Origin of the sequence: Falseniella ignava CCUG 37419 (genome assembly GCF_000301055.1) — a bacterium.
GTDB lineage: Bacteria > Bacillota > Bacilli > Lactobacillales > Aerococcaceae > Falseniella > Falseniella ignava.
On record NZ_JH932300.1, the window covers coordinates 548983 to 575126 of the forward strand.

General features: G+C 41.8%; 19 protein-coding genes. 18 read left to right on the forward strand and 1 reads right to left on the reverse strand.

The genetic code is table 11. From position 1 onward, the window contains the following. Positions 1-80 precede the first annotated feature (80 nt). The gene (locus tag HMPREF9707_RS02720; protein WP_040442852.1) at positions 81-428 is read right to left on the reverse strand and encodes a hypothetical protein; all 348 of its coding nucleotides are present in this window, start codon (positions 426-428) and stop codon (positions 81-83) included. Between the two features lie 362 nt (positions 429-790). Between HMPREF9707_RS02720 and rimP the strand changes: the two genes are divergently transcribed. The 18 genes from rimP to HMPREF9707_RS08445 all read left to right on the forward strand — a co-directional run. After that, positions 791-1264: a ribosome maturation factor RimP gene (rimP, locus tag HMPREF9707_RS02725; protein ID WP_006701187.1), complete on the forward strand. Its 474-nt coding sequence runs from the start codon at positions 791-793 to the stop codon at positions 1262-1264. Between the two features lie 15 nt (positions 1265-1279). Continuing rightward, positions 1280-2602 (forward strand): transcription termination factor NusA, encoded by a 1323-nt coding sequence (gene nusA / locus HMPREF9707_RS02730; RefSeq protein WP_006701188.1) that lies wholly within the window; start codon positions 1280-1282, stop codon positions 2600-2602. Positions 2603-2649: 47 nt separating this feature from the next. Beyond that, complete coding sequence (rnpM, locus tag HMPREF9707_RS02735) at positions 2650-2949, forward strand: RNase P modulator RnpM (protein ID WP_006701189.1); 300 nt, start codon at positions 2650-2652, stop codon at positions 2947-2949. Beyond that, the gene (locus tag HMPREF9707_RS02740) at positions 2949-3272 is read left to right on the forward strand and encodes a L7Ae/L30e/S12e/Gadd45 family ribosomal protein (protein ID WP_006701190.1); all 324 of its coding nucleotides are present in this window, start codon (positions 2949-2951) and stop codon (positions 3270-3272) included. Before rnpM ends, HMPREF9707_RS02740 begins: the two co-directional genes overlap by 1 nt. Positions 3273-3288: 16 nt before the next feature. Beyond that, entirely contained in the window at positions 3289-5565 is a 2277-nt protein-coding gene (gene infB, locus HMPREF9707_RS02745) for a translation initiation factor IF-2 (protein ID WP_006701191.1), read from the forward strand. 32 nt (positions 5566-5597) lie between these two features. After that, positions 5598-5954: a 30S ribosome-binding factor RbfA gene (rbfA, locus tag HMPREF9707_RS02750; protein WP_006701192.1), complete on the forward strand. Its 357-nt coding sequence runs from the start codon at positions 5598-5600 to the stop codon at positions 5952-5954. A 62-nt stretch (positions 5955-6016) separates the two neighbouring features. Then, a complete protein-coding gene (gene truB, locus HMPREF9707_RS02755) occupies positions 6017-6925 on the forward strand; it encodes a tRNA pseudouridine(55) synthase TruB (RefSeq protein WP_006701193.1) in 909 nt (302 codons plus the stop codon). 18 nt (positions 6926-6943) lie between these two features. After that, entirely contained in the window at positions 6944-7897 is a 954-nt protein-coding gene (gene ribF, locus HMPREF9707_RS02760; protein WP_006701194.1) for a riboflavin biosynthesis protein RibF, read from the forward strand. Between the two features lie 13 nt (positions 7898-7910). Then, a complete protein-coding gene (locus HMPREF9707_RS02765) occupies positions 7911-8780 on the forward strand; it encodes a YitT family protein (RefSeq protein ID WP_006701195.1) in 870 nt (289 codons plus the stop codon). 144 nt (positions 8781-8924) lie between these two features. Next, the gene (gene hrcA, locus HMPREF9707_RS02770) at positions 8925-9944 is read left to right on the forward strand and encodes a heat-inducible transcriptional repressor HrcA (RefSeq protein ID WP_006701196.1); all 1020 of its coding nucleotides are present in this window, start codon (positions 8925-8927) and stop codon (positions 9942-9944) included. An 18-nt stretch (positions 9945-9962) separates the two neighbouring features. Then, complete coding sequence (gene grpE, locus HMPREF9707_RS02775) at positions 9963-10565, forward strand: nucleotide exchange factor GrpE (RefSeq protein WP_006701197.1); 603 nt, start codon at positions 9963-9965, stop codon at positions 10563-10565. Between the two features lie 52 nt (positions 10566-10617). Continuing rightward, positions 10618-12441, forward strand: coding sequence for a molecular chaperone DnaK (gene dnaK, locus HMPREF9707_RS02780; protein ID WP_006701198.1), 1824 nt, complete (start codon positions 10618-10620; stop codon positions 12439-12441). 79 nt (positions 12442-12520) lie between these two features. Then, entirely contained in the window at positions 12521-13681 is a 1161-nt protein-coding gene (gene dnaJ / locus HMPREF9707_RS02785; RefSeq protein WP_006701199.1) for a molecular chaperone DnaJ, read from the forward strand. Between the two features lie 146 nt (positions 13682-13827). Beyond that, positions 13828-15651, forward strand: coding sequence for a translation elongation factor 4 (lepA, locus tag HMPREF9707_RS02790; protein ID WP_006701200.1), 1824 nt, complete (start codon positions 13828-13830; stop codon positions 15649-15651). A gap of 164 nt (positions 15652-15815) precedes the next feature. After that, positions 15816-17483 carry a formate--tetrahydrofolate ligase gene (locus HMPREF9707_RS02795; RefSeq protein WP_006701201.1) on the forward strand — a complete coding sequence of 556 codons (1668 nt, stop codon included), beginning with the start codon at positions 15816-15818 and terminating at the stop codon, positions 17481-17483. A gap of 601 nt (positions 17484-18084) precedes the next feature. Next, positions 18085-18948, forward strand: coding sequence for a nuclease-related domain-containing protein (locus tag HMPREF9707_RS02800; RefSeq protein WP_198003477.1), 864 nt, complete (start codon positions 18085-18087; stop codon positions 18946-18948). A gap of 231 nt (positions 18949-19179) precedes the next feature. Further along, positions 19180-19332: a YSIRK-type signal peptide-containing protein gene (locus tag HMPREF9707_RS08670; RefSeq protein ID WP_006701203.1), complete on the forward strand. Its 153-nt coding sequence runs from the start codon at positions 19180-19182 to the stop codon at positions 19330-19332. A 264-nt stretch (positions 19333-19596) separates the two neighbouring features. Beyond that, on the forward strand, positions 19597-26144 hold a 6548-nt coding region (locus HMPREF9707_RS08445), incomplete at its 3' end, for a G5 domain-containing protein (RefSeq protein ID WP_006701204.1).

Below are 26144 nucleotides of genomic sequence, written 5' to 3' on the forward strand. Positions count from 1 at the left end.
TCTGGCAGCGAACCCACCAAACCAAAGCAGCGCAATAATTAGTCTGGCCCCGGGCTCACCAAACCAAAGTAGCTTGGTGATTAGTCTGGCAGCGAGCTCACCAAACCAAAGCAGCTCGATGATTGGTCTGGCTCTGGGTTCACCAAACCAAAGCAGCGCGATAATTGGTCTGGCATTGGGTCCACCAAACCAAAGCCGCCCAATAATTGGTCTGGCTCTGAGTTCACCAAACCAAAGTAGCTTGATAATTGGTCTGGCACTGGGTTCATCAAACCAAAGTTACCCAATAATTGGTCTGGTGGCAAACTCACCAAACCAAAACCACTCAATGATTGGTATTGCAACGAACTCACCAAACCAAAGCAGCTCGATGATTGGTCTGGCTCTGGGTTCACCAAACCAAAGTAGCTTGATAATTGGTCTGGCACTGGGTTCACCAAACCAAAGCTACCCAATAATTAGTCTGGCAGCGAGCCCACCAAACCAAAGTAGCGCGATAATTAGCCTGGCCCCGGGCTCACTAAATCAAAGTAGTTTGCTAATTGGTCTGGCCCCGGGTTCACCAAACCAATCACGCCCACCAATTAGTCTAATCCCCCCTCACCAAATCAATCAGAGCTGCAACCCCCGGTGCATCCCGATCTACAATCCGCGATGAATCCACGGCAAGCCTTAGTGTTGATTATTCATATCAGGCGTGGTACAATTGTTTTAAGAAATAGTCGTTGGGAGGAGTGAGCGGTGACGCTTGCTCTTTTTCATGTTTAGAATAAGAAGGATGAGGTGAAGAATGAGTTCAATTGTTGATAAAGTGAAGCCGGTCGTCGAACCGATTATTGAAGCGGCGGATTGTTATTTAGTAGATATGGAGTATGTCAAGGAAGGACCTAACTGGTACTTGCGAGTTTATGCGGATAAAGCTGGGGGGATTGATATTTCGGATTGTGCCGAGATCAGTGAACAAATCAGTGTGGCGCTAGATCAGATTCAGCCCGACCCATTTCCAAAAGCTTATTTTCTAGAAGTGTCGTCTCCGGGAGCAGAGCGTCCGCTTAAAACGGAGCAAGATATCCAAAATGCAATTGGAGAATATGTCCATCTGGACTATTACGTTCCGCAGTATGGCGAGAAATTTCATGAAGGTGTCTTGTTAGAAGTGACCGATAAACTGTATCGAATCGAGACGCGCATTAAGACGCGCACGAAAGAATTGGAATTAAAGAGATCGGATGTCTCGAATATTCGCTTAGCGATTAAGTTTTAATATTGAGGTGAATTAATGAGTAAAGATGTAGTACAAGCAATGGATTTGCTTGAAGCTGAAAAAGGTATTTCGCGTGAAGTTATTAAAGAAGCCATTGAAGCAGCTTTAGTGCACGCTTATAAGAAAAATTATGAGAACGCGCAAAATGTGGAAGTGTTATTTAATATTGAAACGGGCGATATCAAAGTCTTCTCGGTTAAAGAAGTCGTAGAAACGAACTATGACCCAACGATTGAGATAAGTTTAGAAGAAGCCCATCAAATTCATCAAGCGTATGAAATTGGTGACACGATAAAGATTGAAGTGACGCCACAAGATTTTGGTCGAATTGCGACCCAAACGGCGAAGCATGTTGTGATGCAGAAACTCCGTGAAGCCGAGCGTGAGATTATTTATAACGAATTTATTGATTATGAAGATGAAATCTTAACCGGTGTGGTAGAACGAACCGATGCACGCTTCGTCTATGTAAATATTGGTAAAGTAGAAGCGGTGATGCCGGTTCGCGAACAAATCCCTGGGGAAGAGTTCGACTTCAACGATCGGATTAAAGTTTATGTTGTATCGGTCGATAAGACGACCAAAGGTCCACAAGTGATTGTCAGTCGGGCGCATGTGAATTTCTTAAAGCGTCTCTTTGAACAAGAAGTGCCAGAAATTTACGATGGCATTGTGGAGATTCGCGCGTTGGCTCGTGAAGCGGGTGATCGTTCGAAAGTGGCGGTCTATTCTCGCGATGAGCAAATTGACCCGGTTGGAACTTGTGTCGGTCAACGCGGCAGCCGCGTTCAACTGATTGTTGATGAGTTGCACGGTGAAAATATGGATATTGTGAAGTACGATGAGGATCCAGCGGTTTTTATTAAAAATGCGATGAGTCCGGCACACGTGCTTGATGTGGTCTTTTTGGATGAAAATGTCTGTATCGTGGTTGTACCGGATGATCAACTGTCACTAGCCATTGGTAAACGCGGTCAAAATGCGCGTCTTGCCGCTAAATTAACAGGCTATAAGATTGATATTAAATCTGAATCTGAGTTCGATCCGGATGACTATATTCAAGCAACTGAGGATGAACTAGAACCAAATGACGAAGAGCTTGATCTAATTGAAGATTCGGAAGAGAACTTAAATGCTGAAGAAATCGAACCGTCACTTGAGGAAATCGAGCAAGTTGAATCAACCCATTATTCCGACGAATTAATGGAAGAGTGGGATGTTGATGAGCAAAATGTTACGCCAGAACAAGCTGAGCAAGAAATTGCTGAAGTGGAAGATGACGGCGAACAAGATTACGAAGAACTTTTGGATGAATTTCAGACGGAACAGACTGAATAATCATTCCAAAACCCATGCTTAAAATATGGAATTAAAGGAGAGGTTAAATGGCGAAACAAACAAAACCGCGCAAAATTCCAATGAGACGCTGTGTCGTCTCGCATGAGATGTACCCAAAGAAAGAATTAGTCCGCATAGTGAAGAATAAACAAAATGAAGTGGCCATCGACCCAACCGGTCGCTTGAATGGGCGCGGTGCTTATATCGCCTTGATCCCAGAATTGGCCTACAAAGCGAAAGAAAAGCGAATTTTTAATGCGGAATTTGGGATTGATATTGATGAAGCTTTTTATGACGAGCTAATTGCTTATGTCGAACATCAAAAAGCGAGACAAGAGATATTATAATGAGCCAGAATAAACAATTAAATATGTTGGGATTGGCGTTACGTGCCGGGCAACTAATTCATGGAGATGAACAAGTTGAAGCGGGCGTAAAAAATAATCAGGCACGCGTTGTCATTCTCGCTTCGGATGCGAGTGAAGCAACCATTCAACGTTATCAAGAATTATGCCAACGCTACAATATCCCACTTAATTTAACGTATGAACGCTATCAAATTAGTCATGCAGTCGGCAAAGCACGAAGTGTCGTCGCAGTGATGAATCAAGGGATGGCGAAGAAGTTTCTATCATATGAACAAGAAAGCGAGGATTCATATGACGCATAGTTAACAGGAGGTATATATGTCCAAGAGAGTATATGAATTTGCGAAAGAAATAAATCGAACCAGTAAAGAAGTCTTGGCTGAAGCGAAAAAGTTAAATATTGACTTTGGTAGCCATATGTCAGCCATTACACCTGAACAAGAAAAGAGCATTAAACAAGCTTTCAGTGGTGCAAAACAAGCTGCTCCTGCTGAAAAACCAAAAGCTAAAAAAGAAACGACACCGACACAAGCAAAATCGAAGAAAACTTCAAATCAAAAAGCGCACCAGTCGAAATCATCGAAGAAAAATGACGCGCAAGGCTCCTCTCACAAACGCGAGGACAAAAAACATCGTCGCGATCATCGAGATGAGCGCAATGAATCAGCGAACGATTCAAAACCAAAGAATCAAAAAAACAATAAACGTTCGCGTAATCAGCAAGAAGATACTACTGAAGAACGATCAGGTGGTAATCGTCGTAACCGTCGCAACCGACGTAATCGCAATAAACAACAAAAACCTACGACAAGCGGCCTAACTGAACGTAAACATAAAGAATTGCCTGAGAAGTTAATTTATACCGAAGGCATGAATATTCAAGATATCGCGAAGATTTTCCACCGCGACGCGACTGAAATCATTAAGAAATTAATGATGAACGGTGTGATGGTTAACCAAAACCAAGCGTTATCTAAAGATGTGATCGAGTTAATCGCGATTGATTATGGGGTTGAACCAGAAGAAAAAGTCGTTGTCGATACAAGTGACCTTGAAATTTACTTCGAGGAAGAAGATAACCCAGCTGATTTACAAGAACGTCCAGCGGTTGTTACAATTATGGGACATGTTGACCATGGTAAGACAACGTTACTTGACCAAATCCGTAAGTCTCATGTGACGGCGGGGGAAGCAGGAGGGATTACACAACATATTGGTGCGTATCAAGTAAAGGTTAACAACAAACCAGTAACCTTCCTTGATACCCCTGGACACGAGGCGTTTACAACAATGCGTGCCCGTGGAGCGGATGTAACGGATATTGTTATTATTGTTGTGGCAGCGGATGATGGCGTGATGCCACAGACTGTTGAAGCAATCAATCATGCGAAAGCTGCCGATGTACCGATCTTAATTGCCGTTAATAAGATGGATAAACCAACTGCCAACCCAGATCGCGTTAAACAAGAATTAGCTGAACACGGTATTATTCCTGAAGATTGGGGCGGCGACAATATTTTCGTAGAAATTTCAGCGCGTGAGAACCTGCATGTTGATGATTTACTTGAGATGGTTCAGTTAGTCGCTGAAGTCCAAGAACTTAAGGCGAATCCAAATAAACGAGCTATTGGTACGGTTATTGAAGCGCGTCTTGACCAAGCCCAAGGATCAACAGCCACCTTACTTGTTCAAAACGGAACGATGAAAGTCGGCGATCCAATTGTAGTAGGGAACACTTATGGACGTGTGCGGACAATGGTCAACGACCACGGTCGTCGAATCCAAAAAGCGGGTCCAGCGACACCGGTTGAAATTACCGGGTTGAACGATGCACCCCAAGCAGGTGACTTATTCGCCGTCTTTGAAGATGAGAAATCAGCTCGTGCAGCAGGTGAATTACGTAAGCAACAAGCTCAAGAAAAACAACGTCAATTAACCCATAAAGTTACCTTAGATAACTTATTCGATACCTTACAAGAAGGCGAATTAAAGTCTGTTAATGTGATCATTAAAGCGGACGTTCAAGGTTCGGTTGAAGCTTTAGCATCCAGCTTGCAAAAGATTGAAGTTGAAGGTGTCAAAGTCAATGTTGTTCATAAAGCCGTTGGTGGTATTAATGAATCGGATGTGACACTTGCGTCAGCGTCAGGAGCAGTAATTATTGGATTCAACGTTCGTCCGACCCCACAAGCACGTCAATTGGCTGAGGAAGAAGAGATTGATATTCGTCTACACCGCGTTATCTATAGTGCAATTGACGAAGTAGAAACTGCGATGAAGGGGATGCTAGACCCTGAATATGTTGAAGAAATTCAAGGACAAGCGATTGTTCGCGAAACCTTCACCGTATCGAAATTAGGTACCATTGCTGGATCCTTTGTAACCGATGGTAAAGTGACGCGTTCGAGCTTAGTTCGCTTAATTCGTGACAACATTGTGATTTATGAAGGTGAATTAGCAAGCTTGAAACGATTCCAAGATGATGCGAAAGAAGTCGCTCAAGGTTATGAATGTGGGATTATGTTAGAAAACTATAACGACTTTAAAGTGGACGATATTATAGAGGCATACCATATGGTTGAAGTTAAGAAATAATTTGAAACAGACAGAAATAAAGGAGGATATGCATGAGCAATCATCGTGTTGGACGTGTTAGACAAGAAGTTTTACGAGAAGTAAACGATATTTTACGTTCAGACGTAAAAGACCCACGTGTAGAAGGCGTCACGATTACAGATGTGACCTTAACTGGGGACTTACAAGATGCAGTTATTTATTACAGTACGCTGTCAGATAAAGCCGGCGAACGCCAAAAAACACAAGCAGGTCTCGATTCCGTACAAGGCTTAATTCGTAGTAAATTGGGCGAGCGCTTAACACTTTATAAAGTGCCAAGTATTCGCTTTGAACGTGATCAATCAATTGACTACGGCCAACGAATTGACCAATTATTAGATCAAATCCATCAAACTGACGAAGAATAAACGAGTAAGGCTGTGAAAACACCATCCTTCACAGCCTTTTTCGTTCTGTAAGGAGGGATTAAGTGTACCACGGATTATTACCGATTTGGAAAGAAAAAGGACTAACGAGCCACGATGTGGTGTTTAAGTTGCGCAAGATTCTACGGATGAAGCGGATCGGGCATACCGGGACATTAGATCCAGATGTTGAAGGAGTCTTGGTGGTCTGTCTTGGTAAAGGAACTAAACTCGTTGAGACCTTAATGGACTCTGATAAAGTCTACCGAGGTGAAGTGACACTCGGTTATTCAACGGATACAGAAGATGCGAGCGGCCAAATTATCGAGCGAACTCGGGTTACGGAGTCTCTATCGACTGAAGCGATTGATCAAGCCATGGCTTCGATGGTAGGCGAGATTGACCAAGTTCCTCCGATGTATTCCGCAGTCAAAGTCAACGGGATGAAGTTATATGAGTATGCCCGTCAAAACATCCCAGTGGAGCGTCCGGTTCGTCAAGTGACCATCCGTTCATTTCAGCGTTTGTCGCAACCGATATGGGATCCGGTTGAAGGAACGTGCAAGTTTAACTTTGAAGTCTGTTGTAGTAAAGGGACTTACGTCCGGACTTTGGCAGTTGATTTAGCGAAGCAGCTAGGCTACCCTGGGCATATGTCACAATTAGTTCGACTTGAGACCAGTGGATGCCAAGCGGAACAAACGTTGACACTCGAAGAAGTGGAGCTGTTGCAAGCATCTGACACATTGGCGACTCGAATTATTTCGCTAGAACAGGCAGTCCAACGCTTCCCGCAACGGATGCTTAATGAGGAGGATGCGGTTAAAATTCAACACGGGCAAGTGTTGCCACGAGATTATTTTGGCACACCTCTGAGTGAACCGACGGCCTTATTCTATCAAGACAAGGTCCTAGCTATTTATCAGCCACATCCACAAAAACCAGACTGGATCAAACCGATGATTATGTTTTAAGCTGAGAGAGGAGCACTTATGGAGATTATACAATTAACCTATCCGCTCAATCGAGCACACATCCCGAATCAGTCGATCGTGCTCGCTCTCGGTTTTTTTGATGGGGTGCATTTAGCACACCAACGGGTGATTCGAGTCGCTTTGGATAAGGCGCGCTCACTGCAACTACCGTTAGCAGTCATGACTTTTAACCAACATCCCAGTCAATTACATCATCCTGAAGCCAATCGAGCGTATCCTTATTTGTCGACACTTACGCGAAAAATTGAATTGATGGCGCAATACGGGGTAGATTATCTCTATATCACGGACTATAATGCGGAATTTGCCGCGCAAACACCGCAACAATTTGTGGATGAGTATTTAGTAGGGCTTCATGCCCAAGTTGTCGTGGCTGGATTTGACTATACTTATGGTATTCCAACGCTGGCCAATATGACGACATTACCAATGCATAGTCAAGGACGCTTTGAAATTATTGAAGTGCCTGAATACACTCAATTCAATGAGAAGATTAGCTCATCCATCATTCGTCAAGCGATTTTGGCGGGTGAGATGGAACGGGCGAATTCGGATTTAGGTTATATCTATACGACGACCGGGACCGTCATTCACGGCCAAAAACGTGGTCGCACACTCGGATTTCCAACGGCGAATTTAGCGTTGGATCCTGGACAACTGACACCCGCAATCGGCGTTTACGCAGTGCGCCTGCAAGTTGGGGGCCAGTGGTATCTCGGTGCTGCCTCAATTGGCTACAATGTCACCTTTACCGACCGCACGCAAGTGCATATCGAAGTGCACTTATTAGACTTTTCGGAGGATATCTACGGTCAGTCGGTCAAAGTAGAATGGCATCATTACTTACGTGGTGAGATTAAATTCGACAATGTTGAAGGACTCATCGATCAATTACGGCAAGATGTTGAGGCGACACGTCAATATTTTGCCAAACAACAAAATACTTTTTAATGGAGGTCCGCCTATGAAAAATATCATCAAAACCATCGCCTTAATTACAATCGGCACATTTATTTTCTCGATTGCCGTAAACTCTGCTATCATCCCAAATGAGATGGGGGAAGGCGGTATCACTGGGGTTAATATGTTATTACTTTATGTCTTTGGCTTTAACCCGGCATTAAGTAATTTAGTGATTAATATTGTAATTTTATTTATTGGTTGGAAATTACTCGAAAAGCAAACGATCTACTATACACTATACGCTATTGTGATGATGTCCTTCTTTATTCAATTTGTGAAATTACCAGTCTTTGTCCCACAAAATACTATTTTACCGCCAATTATGTCCGGGATTTTAATTGGAACCGGCGTTGGAACGGTCTTAGCTGCCGGTGGAACGACTGCGGGAACGGATATCATTGGTCTCGTCATTAATAAGTTTTTCGGCGTACCAGTCTCAGCCGCGCTCTTCTCAATCGATGCGGTTATTATTACGTCATTATCGATGGTGATTGGATTAGAGAAAGCCTTATTATCTCTTGTTTCAACCTTTATTACGTCCCGTGTTATTAACTTTATTATGAACGGACGTAATCCAAAACGATCCATTATGATTATCTCAGATCAACACGAAGCGATTGGGGAAGCCTTGGCCCATAAGATTAACCGTGGTATTACCATTATTAATGGGTACGGCTACTACTCTAAAGCTGAAAAGCACATTATGTACGTAGTCGTGAACCAAATTCAACTTTCACGGGCACAACGGGTGATTCATGAGATTGATCCGAAAGCCTTTGTGACGGTTACCGAAGTTCAACAAGTGGCAGGGGAAGGATTTAGCTTCTTCCATGATGATAAAGTTCAAGTACTCGATGAAGAAATTCTATAAAAAAGCACATTTAGCACTCTTATCAAAAGAGTGCTAATTTTTTGTCTTTTTTGATTAAAAAGGCTTGACTTATTCTGACATACCATGTATTATAATGATAGTTAGCACTCCGAGTAGTACAGTGCTAATAAAGAGGTGACATACATGTTAACATCGAGACAGAAGGAAGTCTTATACGCGATTGTGCGGCTCTACAACCGATCGGCTGAGCCTGTTGGCTCACGGACGCTCTTGCGTGAAAGCAAGTTAGAAGTAAGTCCGGCAACCATTCGTAATGATATGGTGGTGCTCGAAGGTAAAGGGCTGTTGAAGAAGATGCATACTTCAAGCGGACGGGTCCCATCATTGGATGCCTACCGACAGTATGCTGATGTCTTAATTCATCATCACCCAGAGCTCGATTTAAAGCTAAGTGAAGCGGATTTGCAAAGTATTAAAGCTTTGACCCAATCCAATAATTATTCAATCTTCCAACGCGCTTTGTTGGCAGCGGATCTCTTAGCTTCGATGACCCACTATACTGTGACGGTCTTCGATCAAGCGCAACATATCCATTCTTTCCAAGACTTTAAGTTGGTACCGCTCGACTACAATAGTTATATTGCGACGCTCGTAACCGACCAAGGACGGATTGAAAATGATGTGGTGACGTTAAACTTTAGTTTGAGCGAAGAAAATATTGAACAAATCAACCAACTGATGAATCAAGAATTAGCTGGACTGAAGTTAGATGAAGCATATCAACGTGTTCGACTTTCGATTCCGTTGATGATCCAACGCATTGTCGGTTATCAAATCGACTTTACGAATTTGATTTCCAAAGCTTTGAATCATGCGAAATCTCATCAATATTATGTGAGTGGTAAACATAATATTTTTAATCTATTAGATGTTAACACCGGAATTGACGATTTCAAGGAGTTACTTGAGCTGGTCGATGGGTCTAACCAACTGTTCAACTTGATGGAACAAGCCTCTCCAGAGATGGAAGTATTGTTCAGTCAAGATTTTTTAGAACATGAAGTGCCGATGACCTTTATCCGTCAAGCTTATGAATCGCAAGGTGAACAAGTGGCAATCGGTCTATTTGGACCTTCCACCATGGCCTACGAGCGAGTGATTCCATTAGTCAACCAAGTAATCAACCTATTAAAAGCATATTAAGTAAAAGGAGGATGTCACTTGTCAAAAGAAAATAAAAATCAATCACTTGAAGAAGAGCAATCAATGAACGAAGCTGAAGAAGTAACGACGTCAGATGTAGAGTCTGAGGAAGTTGAAGCTGAAGCGGTTGCTGAAACTGAAGCGGTGGAACAAGACCCAGAATTCGATGAATTAGAAACGTTAAAAGAACAGACTGAACAATTAGAAGACCAAGTCTTACGTCTGCAAGCTGAGATTGCGAATATGCGACGGACTCACACCCGTGACCGACAAGAAGCGGCTAAGTACCGCTCAGCGAATCTCGCATCCAAACTGGTCGATGCGCTCGATAACTTGGAGCGAGCACTCGATAGTGAGATTGAATCCGAAGATGGCTTAGCCTTAAAGAAAGGCGTTGAAATGGTCTATCAACAATTGATCCAAGGATTTAATGAAGAAAATATTGAAGTAGTGAACCCGCTGAACGAACCGTTCGACCCGAACTTTGAGCAAGCTGTCTCAGTTATGCCAGCCGAAGAAGGTGTCGAAGATAATACGGTCGTTCATGTCGTTCAAAAAGGCTACAAAATTGATAACCGCGTCATTCGACCTGCGATGGTCATTGTCGCGCAACAACAATAATTCGATAACGCATTTACAAACGAATAAATTATAGAAAAAGGAGATAATCATTATGGCTAAAATTATAGGTATTGACTTAGGTACAACAAACTCTGCTGTCTCTGTCTTAGAAGGCGGCGAAGCAAAAATTATTCCAAACCCAGAAGGAAATCGTACAACCCCTTCAGTGGTAGCATCTAAAAATGGCGAAATCCAAGTAGGTGAAGTTGCGAAACGTCAAGCAGTAACCAATCCTGATACGATTGGCTCCATCAAACGTCATATGGGAGAATCAGGTTACAAAGTTTCAATGGGTGGTAAAGACTATACTCCACAAGAAATTTCTGCGATGATCTTACAATATATGAAAGGTTTTGCAGAAGATTACTTAGGTGAGAAAGTAGACAAAGCCGTTATTACTGTCCCTGCTTACTTTAACGACGCACAACGTCAAGCAACGAAAGACGCTGGACGTATTGCTGGACTTGAAGTTGAGCGAATCGTTAACGAACCAACTGCTGCAGCATTAGCATATGGTTTAGATAAAGACGACAAAGACGAAAAAATCTTAGTCTTCGACTTAGGGGGCGGTACTTTTGACGTATCGATTCTTGAGTTAGGTGACGGTGTCTTTGACGTATTATCTACGGCAGGGGATAACCACTTAGGTGGGGACGACTTTGACCAAAAAATTATTGACTACTTAGTCCAAGAATTTAAGAAAGAACATGGTATCGACTTAAGCCAAGATAAAATGGCAGCACAACGTTTGAAAGACGCAGCAGAAAAAGCGAAAAAAGACTTATCAGGTGTTTCTCAAACTCAAATTAGCTTACCATTTATCACCGCTTCTGAAGCAGGGCCACTTCACTTAGAAATGAACTTAACTCGTGCGAAATTCGAAGAACTTGTTGATGACCTTGTTGAACGTACGAAAAACCCAGTTCGCCAAGCGATTAGCGATGCAGGGATCAGCGCATCTGAAATCGATGAAGTTATCTTAGTTGGGGGATCAACACGTATTCCAGCGGTCGTTGAAGCGGTCCGTAAAGAAACAGGTAAAGAACCTAATAAATCAGTGAACCCAGACGAAGTTGTAGCGATGGGTGCTGCGATTCAAGGTGGTGTTATCTCTGGAGATGTGAAAGATATCGTCTTACTTGACGTTACTCCACTTTCACTCGGAATTGAGACTATGGGTGGCGTATTTACTAAATTAATCGATCGCAACACAACCATCCCAACAAGCAAGTCTCAAATCTTCTCTACCGCAGCAGATAACCAACCTGCAGTAGACGTTCACGTCTTACAAGGTGAGCGTGAAATGGCGGCAGACAACAAGACACTTGGACGTTTCCAATTAACGGATATTCCACCTGCACCACGTGGTATCCCACAAATCGAAGTAACTTTCGATATCGATAAGAACGGGATTGTTAACGTTAGTGCGAAAGATTTAGGTACACAAAAAGAACAAACCATTACGATTAAATCTTCTTCAGGTCTATCTGACGAAGAAATCGAACGTATGATTAAAGATGCAGAAGCGAATGCCGACTCTGACAAAAAACGTCGTGAAGAAGCTGACTTACGTAACGAAGCAGACCAATTAATCTTCACAACGAATAAAACAATCGATGAGTTGAAAGACAAAGTGTCTGAAGATGAGATCAAACAAGCGGAAGCAGCACGCGATGAATTACAAGCTGCCATCGAACAAAATGATCTTGAAGCCATCAAAACAAAACGCGATGCATTGAATGAAATTGTCCAAAACTTAGCGGTAAAACTTTATGAGCAAGCCGCCCAAGCCCAAGCTGCTAGCGAAGGGGAAGGCACCTCATCTCAAGATGACGGTGTGGTAGATGCGGACTTTGAAGAAGTTGACGAAGACTAATTCGAATCAACAATCCAAAAACCAAGGTGGCGACAAACTCCCCTTGGTTTTTGTCGGTTAGTAGCGTAGGAGGTGGAATATGGCGAATAAACGAGATTATTATGACGTCTTAGGTGTCTCACGTGATGCGTCGGACGCCGAGATTAAGAAAGCATACCGTAAATTATCGAAAAAATATCACCCCGATATTAATAAAGAATCCGGTGCAGAAGCGAAGTTCAAGGAAGTAACAGAAGCCTATGAAGTGCTCTCTGATAGTCAGAAACGGGCCGCTTATGACCAATACGGTCACGCAGCCAATGATCCGAACTTCGGTGGTGGCTTTGGTGGTGGTTTCGGTGGCTTTGGTTCAGCGGGCGCAGGTGGTTTCGGTGGCTTCGATGATATTTTTGAACAATTCTTCGGTGGAGCTGGATCTTCACAACGTCGAGCGCGTCCGAATGCACCCCGTCGAGGTAACGATCTGCAATATCGGATGACCTTAACTTTTGAAGAAGCGATCTTTGGTAAGGAAGAAACGATTCAGTATCACCGCGATGAAGCGTGCCATACGTGTCACGGTTCCGGTGCGAAAGCGGGTAGCGAACCTACGACTTGTAGTCGCTGTCACGGTTCCGGTGTTATTCAAGTTGAACAAAATACCCCATTCGGTCGCATTATGACCCAACAAACATGTAATGTCTGTGGAGGTACTGGAAAGGAAATTAAAGAAAAATGTGAAACGTGCCACGGTTCAGGTATCGAATCACAACAGCACTCCGTTAAAGTTACGGTGCCAGCAGGTGTCGATGACGGACAACAAATTCGACTCAGTGGACAGGGGGAAGCCGGCGAAAATGGTGGTCCATATGGCGATTTGTATATTATTTTCCAAGTCAAACCGAGCGAACAGTTCGAGCGAAATGGCACAGAAATTTACTTTGAGTTACCGATTACCTTTGCGCAAGCCGCACTCGGTGATGAAGTGGTTGTACCGACCGTCCACGGTAATGTGAAGTTGAAGATTCCAGCAGGTACGCAAACCCATACCGAGTTCCGACTCAGAGGCAAAGGGGTACCGTCACTCAACGGTCACCGTACAGGCGACCAACATGTGATTGTTAAAGTGGTGACACCAACGAAACTTTCTGGTCAAGAGAAAGAACTCTATGAGCAAATTGCGAAAGTTTCTAAGCAAGATTTGAAATCGGACGATGGAAACTTCTTTAAGAAAGTCAAAGATATGTTTAGCGATGACTAATTGAATGAACGAATGAGTCGAGCCTTCTGGTACGATTCATTCGTTTTTTTGAATGTTAAAATAACTATATTTCAGGCGAGTTTTTTGATAGAATAGAAGGGTATCGACATCGACGTCGTAAGATTCGAACGAAGGAAGTGAGTTAGATGAACTTAGAACAATTACATAAACGACAACAAAATATTCGGAATTTCTCGATTATTGCCCATATTGACCACGGGAAGTCGACCCTAGCTGACCGCATCTTACAAAAGACAAACACCGTAGCGGCTCGTGATATGCAAGACCAATTGCTTGATTCGATGGACTTAGAGCGCGAGCGTGGGATTACCATCAAACTGAATGCGGTAGAGGTCAAATATACGGCAGAAGACGGCGAGGAATATACGTTCCATTTAATTGATACGCCAGGACACGTCGACTTCACATATGAAGTATCGCGTTCATTAGCAGCCTGTGAAGGCGCCATCTTAGTGGTTGATGCGGCCCAAGGGATTGAAGCGCAGACTTTGGCCAACGTTTATTTAGCGTTGGATAACGACTTAGAGATTCTACCGGTAATTAATAAAATTGACTTGCCAGCGGCTGATCCAGAACGCGTGCAACATGAGATTGAAGATGTCATCGGACTCGATGCATCGGAAGCGGTCCATGCGAGTGCGAAGTCAGGGATTGGGATTGAAGAAATCTTAGAACAAATTGTGCAAAAAGTCCCAGCACCCTCAGGTGACATTGAAGCGCCACTTAAAGCCTTAATCTTTGATTCGGCCTATGATAGTTTCCGCGGCGTCGTCTTGAACATCCGGGTAATGGATGGGACGGTTAAAGCCGGCGATAAGATCAAATTAATGAGTAATGGGAAGGTATTCGAAGTCGCAGAAGTTGGAGTTTTCTCACCCCATGCAGTCAAGCGTGACTTCTTGATGGCAGGAGACGTTGGTTACTTAACGGCGAGCATTAAGACGATTCAAGATACCCGAGTGGGGGATACAGTGACCTCAGCGAATAATCCGACGGCAGAACCCCTACCAGGATACCGCAAGTTGAACCCAATGGTCTTTGCCGGGCTTTATCCAGTTGATTCGAGTGATTATAACGACTTGCGGGAAGCGCTCGAACGTCTGCAACTGAATGATGCCAGTCTCCAATTCGAACCCGAGACTTCGCAAGCTTTAGGCTTTGGTTTCCGGACTGGATTTTTAGGCTTGTTACATATGGACGTTATTCAAGAACGTCTAGAACGTGAATTCAATCTCGACTTGATTATGACCGCACCGTCGGTAATTTACCAAGTGACTAAGACAGACGGTAGTGAGATCGTGATTGATAACCCATCGACTCTACCGGACAGTTCGGAAGTTGACCAAATCTTTGAACCGTACGTCAAAGCGACCATTATGGTACCAAACGATTATGTTGGCGCGGTGATGGAATTATGCGAACGTAAGCGTGGTGACTTTGTCACGATGGATTATTTAGATCAAAATCGGGTGAATGTTATCTACGAACTACCGATGGCAGAGATTATCTTTGACTTCTTCGATGCGCTGAAGTCGAACACCAAAGGCTACGCGTCGCTTGACTACGAAGTGATTGGCTATAAACCATCGAACTTAGTGAAGTTGGATATCTTATTGAACGGCGAAGTCATCGACGCCTTCAGTACAATTGTTCACCGCGACTTTGCTTATAATCGCGGACGCGACTTGGCAAGCAAGTTGAAAGAAATTATCCCACGACAAATGTTCGAAGTACCAGTTCAAGCAGCAATCGGTCATAAGATCATTGCCCGAACCACGATTAAAGCCTACCGTAAAGACGTTACGGCGAAACTCTACGGTGGGGACGTTTCACGTCGTAAGAAATTACTTGAGAAACAAAAAGAAGGTAAGAAGCGAATGAAAGCCGTCGGAAGCGTGGAAATTCCACAAGAAGCCTTTATGGCGGTGCTCTCGATGGAAAATGACTAAGTTTAACCTGCAAAAAATGATTTGTTAGAGAACTCAGGAAAGCGGCAATTGTATCGCTCAACCCCTGAGTTTTTTGAATTTTTTCTCGCTTACTTTTCGTTTTGATTTCGCTTACTTTTATGTTATGATGAATACATAATTTGCGAATACTTAGGAGGTATGAAATGGTATTAAGTGATATTGAAATTGCAAATGCTGCCGAATTAGAGCCGATTAAGGATGTAGCGGCTCGAATTAACATTCCTGAGGATAAGTTAATTCCTTATGGTAACTACAAGGCTAAGATCGAAACCGACATGAACTTCAAGAAAGAGAATGAAGGTAAATTAATCTTAGTAACAGCAATCTCACCAACACCTGCTGGAGAAGGTAAGACAACAACGTCTATCGGTCTAGCAGACGGTTTACGTAAGATTGGCAAGAAATCTGTTATCGCACTTCGCGAACCTTCTTTAGGCCCAGTTTTCGGGGTTAAAGGTGGAGCTGCTGGGGGTGGATACGCTCAAGTTATCCCAATGGAAGATATTAACTTACACTTTACAGGTGACTTCCATGCGATTACTTCGGCACATAACTTATTAGCCGCAATGCTTGATAACCATATTCACCATGGTAATGAATTAGGCATCGACGTTCGTCGCATTAACTACAAGCGTGTAATGGACATGAACGACCGTCAATTACGTCACATTGTTAACGGACTTCACGGTAAAGTTAACGGTACGCCACGTGAAGACGGTTTCGATATTACGGTTGCTTCAGAAATTATGGCAATCCTATGTCTATCTGTTAACATCGAAGACTTAAAAGAACGTTTAGGTAACATTATTATTGGTTACAGCTATGACGGTAAAGCAATTACAGCACGTGACTTAAAAGCAAACGGTGCAATGGCTGCTTTACTGAAAGATGCTATCAAACCAAACTTAGTTCAAACATTAGAAGGAACACCAGCATTCGTTCACGGTGGACCATTCGCGAACATCGCTCACGGATGTAACTCAATTATCGCAACAAAATTAGCCCTAGAATATGGGGACTATGCGATTACTGAAGCTGGATTCGGTGCAGACTTAGGTGCTGAGAAATTCTTAGACATCAAGTGTCGTTACGCTGATATCGAGCCAAACGCAGTGGTTATCGTTGCAACGGTTCGTGCGCTGAAAATGCACGGTGGTGTTGCTAAAGACGACTTAGAGCCTGAGAACTTAGAAGCATTACGCAATGGTTTCGAGAACTTAGAACGTCACATCGACAACATTAAGAATGTTTACAACTTAAACCCAGTTGTTGCCGTTAACCAATTCCCAACTGACACACAAGCTGAGACTGATCTATTAATCGAATTATGTGAAAAACTTGGCGTTAAGTGTGCGTTATCTGAAGTTTGGGCTAAAGGTGGCGACGGTGCAATCCAATTAGCAGAATATGTTGTTGAAGCTGCTGAAAAACCTTCAAAACTTCAATTTGCATACGACCTTGAAGATTCTATCGAAGACAAAGTTAATGCAATTGTTCAAAAAGTTTACCGTGGTAATGGTGCGAAATTCAGCGCGAAAGCGAAACGTGCAATCCGTGAAATCAACGAGTTAGGTCTATCGAACCTACCAATCTGTATGGCGAAGACACAATACTCATTCACAGACAACCCTAAATCAATGGGTGCACCAACTGACTTCGATATCTCAATCTCAGAAGTTCGCTTATCTGCCGGTGCGAAATTCATCGTAGTCCTAACTGGATCTATCATGACAATGCCTGGTTTACCTAAGCGTCCATCTGCAGAAAATATCGACATCGACTCAAACGGTAACATCACTGGTTTATTCTAATTAGATACTGATTCAAAAGGCACGCCGAGTGGCGTGCTTTTTTGTGTGGTGTATAGGGTGTGGTATGTGGGATGTGGCGCGGTTTAAGTTGGTTTGGCGATGCAGTTTCGGTGGGTTCCGGCTTAGTTTCGACGGGATTTCGACGCGGATTGAGCGGGTTTTCAGTTTATGGTAGCTCATAAACTGAAACCTGTGCTGCTTTTCAGTTTGCTGCATCTCATAAACAGAAACTTCGGCGGTTTTTCAGTTTATGGCGACTCATAAACAGAAACCTGTGTTGCTTTTCAGTTTATGGGAACTCATAAACAGAAACTTCGGCGTGTTTTCAGTTTATGGGAACTCATAAACAGAAACTTGTGCTGTTATTCAGTTTATGGCATCTCATAAACAGAAAGCGTCGGTTGGAGCTCTCTTTGCGAACCAAGTCACAGTCTCAATCAACGTATTCCTTTTCAAAAAATCATCAAAAAATCAAAATCGTACAAAGATTTTAGGAGATTTGGTGTATTTATTATGAGAAGGAGGGAAAATTATGTCTGAGTTAAACTATTTACTCTATCGCATGTTTCGTGGTGACGAGGTCAGCAAGCTGGACAACTTAGTGAGGGGATACAGAGGTGAACAGGACTTCGCGCAGATTGTGCAGCAGTTCCTGCCATCAAACTCACTCTACATGCAAGACTTTGTCTTTGAAATGCCGGGTTACGTACAAATCGATGGTTTACTAATCACACCGACGGAGATTCATTTATACGAAATCAAGAATTACGACGCGCACTGTTCCATTCAAAACAACCGGCTCTATTATAACGAGCACCATCTGCAACACAACCCAATGATCCAACTGATGCGAGCGACGGATTCGTTCAACAATATCTTAATCAAGGAACAAATCCCAATCACAGTTCGCCCGCATCTCGTACTCATCCACCCATATGGAACCTTTGAGACGGATGGTTCATCGGGAATCGCCGTACTCACGCGACACCAGTTGCGTCAGCATTTCCAACAAATTGGGCAACGTGCCAACTCAAAATGGATTATCAATCCTAACAAACTAGCACAAATCTTAGCCAATTACAGAATCGCCGACTGGCACGATTATCACACAGACTTACCACTTGACCTAACCAAGTTGAAGCGTGGAATCTACTGTCTGCACTGTGGTAGTTACAGAATACATGTCAGCAAGCATAACTTAAGGTGCGAGCATTGTAAGAGCCAGACCCCAAAAATAGAAGCGCTGAAATACCTAATCCATGAGTGCTCCACGCTAACATCGTGTGAGATACTTAGACCAGATATCCTATTCGATTTATCTGAAGATGCCTTCAATCGAAAGTGGGTCTACAAAATTCTTAGCGAGACACTTCCGAAACACCGTCGAGGGCAGTATCACAAACCCACTGCAACCCCATACCTGCCCATCATGCTAGACCTGTACGATAGGTTACGGAAGAATTGAAAAAAGTAGCCCGTAAAAATTAGTTAAGTGGAAGCTTCATAACACGACAAATACGATCGAAGCAATCAAAATATAATGAACTAATCACAATTGAAAACGAAATCATTGAAAAAAGTGTGAATTACATAAAAAAATAGGATTCAAACATACAAAATAGTTTATACTGGGTGGAAGGTATGTTAACATTAATAATAATGTAACTAAATAAATATAAGTAAGAAGGTAGGATAAATGGACAAACAATACAGATATACATTACGTAAAACAACCTTAGGCCTAGCGAGCGTGGCGATTGCTGCGTTTCTAGCCGGGCAAGCGCCAACTGCATCTGCTTCGGAGAGTGATAATTCAGATCAAAATTCAGGTCTTGAAATTCCAGAATAAAAACCTGCAGAAGCTCAACAAGCCGATTCAGCTGATGATGTTGAAGCAGCATCAGAACTCAATGAAAAACCAGCTATTGAAGAAAACGATACTAACAAAGAAAGTACAGAATTAGATATTGCTCCTGAAACACAAACATTTGCCGTAACTGCAACAGAAACTGATCCAAACTATGCAAAAGATGAGAAGAATGTAGGTACCTACAAAGAAACCCAATTGGAGAGAGGGAATGGCCCAGCCTTTTCTAATCCTAATGAGGCTAGTATGGACTATAAAGATGGCTTCCGCTACAGTACCCAAGAACCATCTGCAACCAGTCCTGATAAGAAAAAATGGGGCTTTGAAATTGAAATAGATAAGGAAAAAGGTCAAAGGACCTATACCGATTTTGCATTTACAAATTCTGGTCTCCTTGGAGGAGTGCTTGCTACTGGAAATATTCCTGCAAAGTCACCAGAAGATGGTGCTCTTGGAGATGACTTTAAAACCCCTAATTATAAAGCTAGCACAGAAATAATAATAGATGGTGCTAGACAACAAAAAAATCTGAACGCTGTTGCAAGTGAAGAAGATTTAAAGCATATTAATAGCATTGATAATAACAATACAACCATGGCTTGGGAAGGCCATTATTTAAAAGACAATGCTAATGGATTAAAAGCTACTCAAGGTGATAATGCTGCATTCAGCTTCACTGTCAACCCATGGCCAAATGAAAATGACCAGCTTTCACTGATAACTTTAAGTGGTAGCCATGATGAAAAAGTATATGTCAACGGTCAGACTTTCACAACCGGCGTAACTGTATCAAACCTTGATGCCAACGCTAGAGAAAGACTAGTCGGCCAAGTCTACCATCCAGAAACAGGCCAAGTGGTTCAGGGTGCCACAGCTTACATCGACCCCCAAGGCAAAGTTGTTATCAAAATGCCTGAAGGGGCTGTAAATGCCGACGGAACTGTCAACAAAGAATCTATCTTCTACAAGGATAAAAACTATAAGGGCCTTCAAAACCTTAAGGTAAAATTCTTTGCCCGCCCAAGAACAGCTGAAGAATTTAAAACTATTGCTGAATCAAATGAAGGAACCTACACAGAAACCGGCGCAGGTACAGCTACCATCAAACACAAGGGCCAAGATGTAGTTATCGACAAGCAAGGTATAGCTCGTTACGACCACTACAATAAAGTAGGAGAATTCACTCTAAACCTTGACGATACCAAACACCATGACCAAGACTATGTTGACCAAGATGGAGATCTCACAGAATCTGAATCTGCATCATATGTTAAACCAGGTGTCCCTTATAAGGTAAACAACAACAATCAGGATTCAATAAAAGATATTACAGAAGCAGTAAATAAAGGCCATGCTCATGCTGCTCTTGACCTTAGCCTAATAGAAAAAATAAACGCAGGTAAAGATCCGGATGACCAATGGCAGGTAAAAGGTACTGATGGAGCCTTAACTGAAATTATCATTACTGCACCTAAAAGTGCAAAAGCTGGGGACTTTGTGTCATTTTCTGTCAAATACACATATACAAATGGTTCTGTAGACACTCATAAGATGGTATTTGTCGTAAAAGAATCTGGCAACAATATACCACAGTACTATTCACAAGTCTTATATCCGACAGAATCAGCAACATCTCTGCCTCATCTTTCTATTGAAGCAAACGACCAAGATAAGAGGAAACCAGTTAAATATTCAATAGAGAAAAGCCTATATACTGATGACCACGGAAACGAATGGACTGCTTCAATCGATCCTGAAACAGGAATGGTTACTGCAACGCCGAAGGTTGCAAAAGATTTTATCGGTGGTGAAAAGCTAGTTGTCCCTGTCACAGCCCATTATGAAGAAGAAGGAAATCCAGAAATAACATTCACTGAGCAGGCAAGGGCAGCATTCATTATAAAACAAAAAGATAATCTACCACCAAGATATGATGCCAAAAATGGTAAGGCTGGCGATACTTTAACTTCTACTCCTATCGTAAAACAAGATGGCGGTATCGATACTAGAACGCCAGTAAGTTATTCAATAGATAAAACAGAGTACACAGATAACAAGGGTAATACTTGGACAGTGTCAATTGATGAAAAAACAGGTGTGGTAACAGCAAATATCCCTAATATAAAAGATGGAGATAAGCTAGACGGGACTATCATCTCCGTGCCAGTCACAGCTCACTACGTAGAAAATGGGCAAGATGTTGGGACTGAAGTAGCAAACGCTCAATTCTTAGCATCTGGTACTAATAATAAAATAGAACACACTGAAAAAATCCCATTTGAAGTAAAAGTTGAAGAAAACAAAGAACTGGCAAAAGGCGAATGGCGGTACAAGACAGTCGATGGTGTCGAACAAACAGGTCAAGCTGGTGAAATTAAAACGACCTGGACAATAGAAAACTCTAAAGTAGTAGATACAAAGGTTGAGAGAACAGAACCAGTTGCTGCTATCATTGAAGTCGGTAGCAAAGACTTTGAAGGCACCCTTGAATACGTCGACAAGGACCCAATTCCATTTGAAACTGAAGTAATTGTCGATCCAAGCCTTGCACCAAATGTAATCGTAGAAGATCAAAAGGGTGAACTTGGGGAAAAACAAACGCCAGTAACCAGAGAAATCAAAAATGGAGTGGCTGGAGAAGAAAAACGTGGAGAAGCAACAGTTACTAAGGAACCTGTTAAAAGAAAGATAAGAGTTGGTTCCAATACTAAAGGCCAATACAAGGAAACAGAAATCATTCCATTTAAAACGGAAGTCAAAAAAGATCCAACGCTTAAAAAAGGTGAGTGGAAATACGCTGAAGTGGATGGAGTCCAACAAACTGGTGAAAATGGACTAAAAGAAAGAGTTTTAATAATTGAAAACTCTATGGTTACTGAAGAGTCTGATTACAAGACAGTTAAAGAACCTAAGAATGCCGTTATCCTAGTAGGTGAAGAAGACTTTACAGGCACCCTTGAATACGTCGACAAGGACCCAGTCCCATTTGAAACTGAAGTCACAATTGATCCAACTCTCGAACCAAACAAAATTGTGGAAGATCAAGCTGGAGTCCTTGGTGAACAAGAAACTAAGGTTACTAGAGAAATCAAGAATGGGGAAGCTGGAGAAGAAGTACGTGGAGAAACCACACAAACTAAAGATCCTATTAACAGAAAAATAAGAATAGGTGCAAAATCCAATGGAACCCACACAATCGAAGAAAAAGTCGAAGTGCCATTTGAAGTTGAAATAGAGTTTGACGACACTTTATCACCAGGTGAACAGAAAGTAAGTCAAGAGGGTGTGCCAGGCGAAAAAACTAGAACGACTACTCTAACTATCGAAAATGGTAAGGTGATAAAAACCGAAGAAGGTGAATTTACTGAAACCAAAGCGCCTACAAAAAAAATCATTAAAGTAGGTAGAAATACTGAAGGGGAAGTAAAACACGTAGAAGAAATACCATTCGGCTACAAGGTTGAAGAAGTAGATACCCTTAAAAAGGGCGAATACGAAATTGTAAAACCAGGTAAAGTTGGAACAAAAACAACAACATGGACCATCAAAAATTCTAAAGTAGATGGTGAACCTAAGGTAGAAATAGTAGAGCCAGAAGATGCTCTAATCTATGTAGGTAAAGGAACAAACAGCGGCACTCATGAAGTAGTAGAAAAAGTTCCAGTACCATTTGAAACCATCATCGAATTTGACGACAGCTTAGCACCAGGTGAAACAGAAGTAGTAACTGAAGGTTCACTAGGAGAAAAAACCAGAACAAACACTTTAACCATCGAAGACGGTAAAGTTACAGCAACCAAAGAAGGTGAATTTGAACAAAATATAGCTCCTGTTAATAGAGTGATAAAAGTTGGTAGAAATACCAATGGTAAGGTAGAACACAAAGAAGAACTACCATTCAAATACACCATCGAATATGATCCGAACTTAGAAGCTGGAAAATATGTAGTGGAAACTCCAGGTAGAGTTGGAGAAAGAATCACGACATGGACGATTGAAAATTCTAAAGTTGTTGGCGAGCCATCTGTTGTAGAAACTCAGCCAGTTGATGCAGTAATCAAAGTTGGTAGCAAAGACTTCACAGGTACTTTCACAACAACAAAAACTGAAGCTGTTCCATTTGAAACAGAGTATGTTGTTAACAATGGATTAAAGCCAGGCGAAGTAAATGTAAAACAAGAAGGACAACTTGGTCAAAAAGAAACACAAGTTACTCATACCATCGTGAATGGTGAAGTAACCGAATCAAAAGAAGGCGAAACAAAACAATCTATAGCTCCAATTAAGAGAATTGTAGAAATTGGTCCTGGAAAAACTGACGGAACTCACACCTACACTAGCAAGAAACCATTTGAAGTAGAAGTAAGAGTAAACCCAGAGCTTCCAAAAGGTGAATACAAGGTAGTTCAAAAAGGTGTTGAAGGTGAAGAAGAATATACCATTACGATTGAAAACTCAAAAGTAACCAACACTTCAGAACCAAGAGAAACTAAAGCACCAGTTAACGAAATTATCGAAGTGGGTAGCCAAGACTTCACAGGTACTCATGAAACCAAGAAAACACAAGCTATTCAATTTGAAACAGAATATATAGTTGACGATTCACTAGAGCCAGGCACAACAAAAGTTGAACAAGAAGGATCTCTAGGTGAAGAAACAATCACTGTTACTCATACAATAGTAAATGGTCAAGTTACGAAATCAGAAGAAAGTCAACCTGTACAAACCAAAGCTCCAGTTAAAAGAATCGTAAAAGTTGGAGCAGCTAAGTCTAATGGAACGCATGAATACACCAATAAGATTCCTTATGAAGTGGAAATTAGAGTAAATCCTAATCTTAAGAAGGGTGAACGTAATGTCATCCAAAAAGGTGAAGTTGGTGAAGAAAAATATACTCTAACGATTGAAAACTCTAAGGTAACCAATACGACTGGCCCAGTTAGAACAAAAGAACCTAAGCCAGAAATCATCGAAGTTGGTAGTGCAGACTACACAGGTGAGTTTGAATATATTGATAAGGAAGTGATTCCATTTGATACCAAGGTTACTATCAATCCAAACCTTGCACCAAATGAAATCAAAGAAATTACACCAGGTGAAGTTGGTTCTAAAGAAAGAAAAGTAACTCAAAAGTACACTAATGGTGAAAAAGGTGAATTAGTTGTTGGTGAATACGAAACAACTAAAGAACCTGTAACTAGAGTTATAGAAGTTGGATCTAAGACTGATGGTCAATACAAGGAAACTCATGTAATTCCGTTTGAAACAGAAGTTAGAACAGATTCTTCAATTCCAAAAGGAGAGTGGAGATATGCTATAGTTGATGGTGTTCCTCAAACAGGTGAATCTGGACTTAAAGAAAGAACTCTTACAATTGTCAACTCAAAAGTAACAGAAGAATCTGAATTTAAGACTACTAGAGAGCCTAAGAATGCTGTAATTCTTGTTGGTGAAGGCTCTACTGACGGCCAAGTAAAACACACAGAAGAAATTCCATTTGGATATAAAGTAGAAGAATCAGACGAACTTAAACCAGGTGAATACAAGATTGTAAAACCAGGCAAGGTTGGAACAATAACTACAACATGGACTATCAAAGATTCTAAAGTTGTTGGCGAACCTCACGTAGAAAGAGTAGAAGCAGAAGATGCTCTTATCCAAGTAGGCAAGGGAACTCCTGATGGTACTCACGATTTCAAAGAAAAGAAAGAACTTCCTTTCGAAACAATTATAGAATATGATGATTCCTTAGAGCCAGGCGAAGAAAAAGTTGTTCAAGAAGGTAAGCCAGGTGAACAAGAAAGAACTAATACTATCGTTATAAAAGATGGTAAGGTTGTTGAAATCAAAGAAGGCGAGTTCAAGACAACTACAGAACCTGTTAATAAGATTATTAAAATTGGTAGAAAAAAACCTGAAGGTGAAACTACTAAAGAAGTTGAAAGAGAAATTCCTTTTGAAACAAAGGTAATCTATGATGAAACTCTAGAAGCTGGATTTCAAGAAATAGAAAAAGAAGGTAAACCAGGCAAGGAAAAAGTAACTATCACTACAAAACTTGTTGATGGTAAGCTTGAAACTACTGAATCAACTGAAAAAATTGAAGATAAAGAAGATAGGGTAGTAAGGATTGGTATCAAGCCAGTTGTGAAAGAAACAGAACTTGGTCACGATACTGAATACAGACACAACCCAGAGCTTAAAGAAGGCGAAACAAGAGTCATCGAAGAAGGTTCTAAGGGATCTGTGAAATACACAACAACCTTCAATAAGGAAACTGGCAAGCTTGAAGTCAAAGAAGAAAGAGTTGAACCTAAGAATAAGGTCGTAGAATATGGTTCTAAGACGGATGGCGAGTTCACTTACGAAAGTGAAAAAGCATATGATATTATCATTCAAGAAAATCCTAACCTTGAAGCTGGTAAGACTAACGTTATCCAAGAAGGAATAGTAGGAAAAACTGAAACTACTGTTAAGATAGAAAACAGCAAGGAAGTATCTAGGGATACTAAAACAATCACAGAAAAACAAGATAAGATTATAGAAATCGGAACTAAGAACGTCTGTGAAATCCCACCAGTAAATCCAGAAGATCCAAAAGATCCAGAAAAACCAGGCGAAGAAGATCCGAAAGATCCAAGCAAACCAGGCGAAGAAGATCCGAAAGATCCAGAAAACCCAGGTGACGAAGATTCAAAAGGTCCAAGCAAACCGGGTGAAGAGGATCCAAAAGATCCAGAAAAGCCAGGTGAAGAAGATCCAAAAGATCCAGAACAACCAGGTGAAGAAGATCC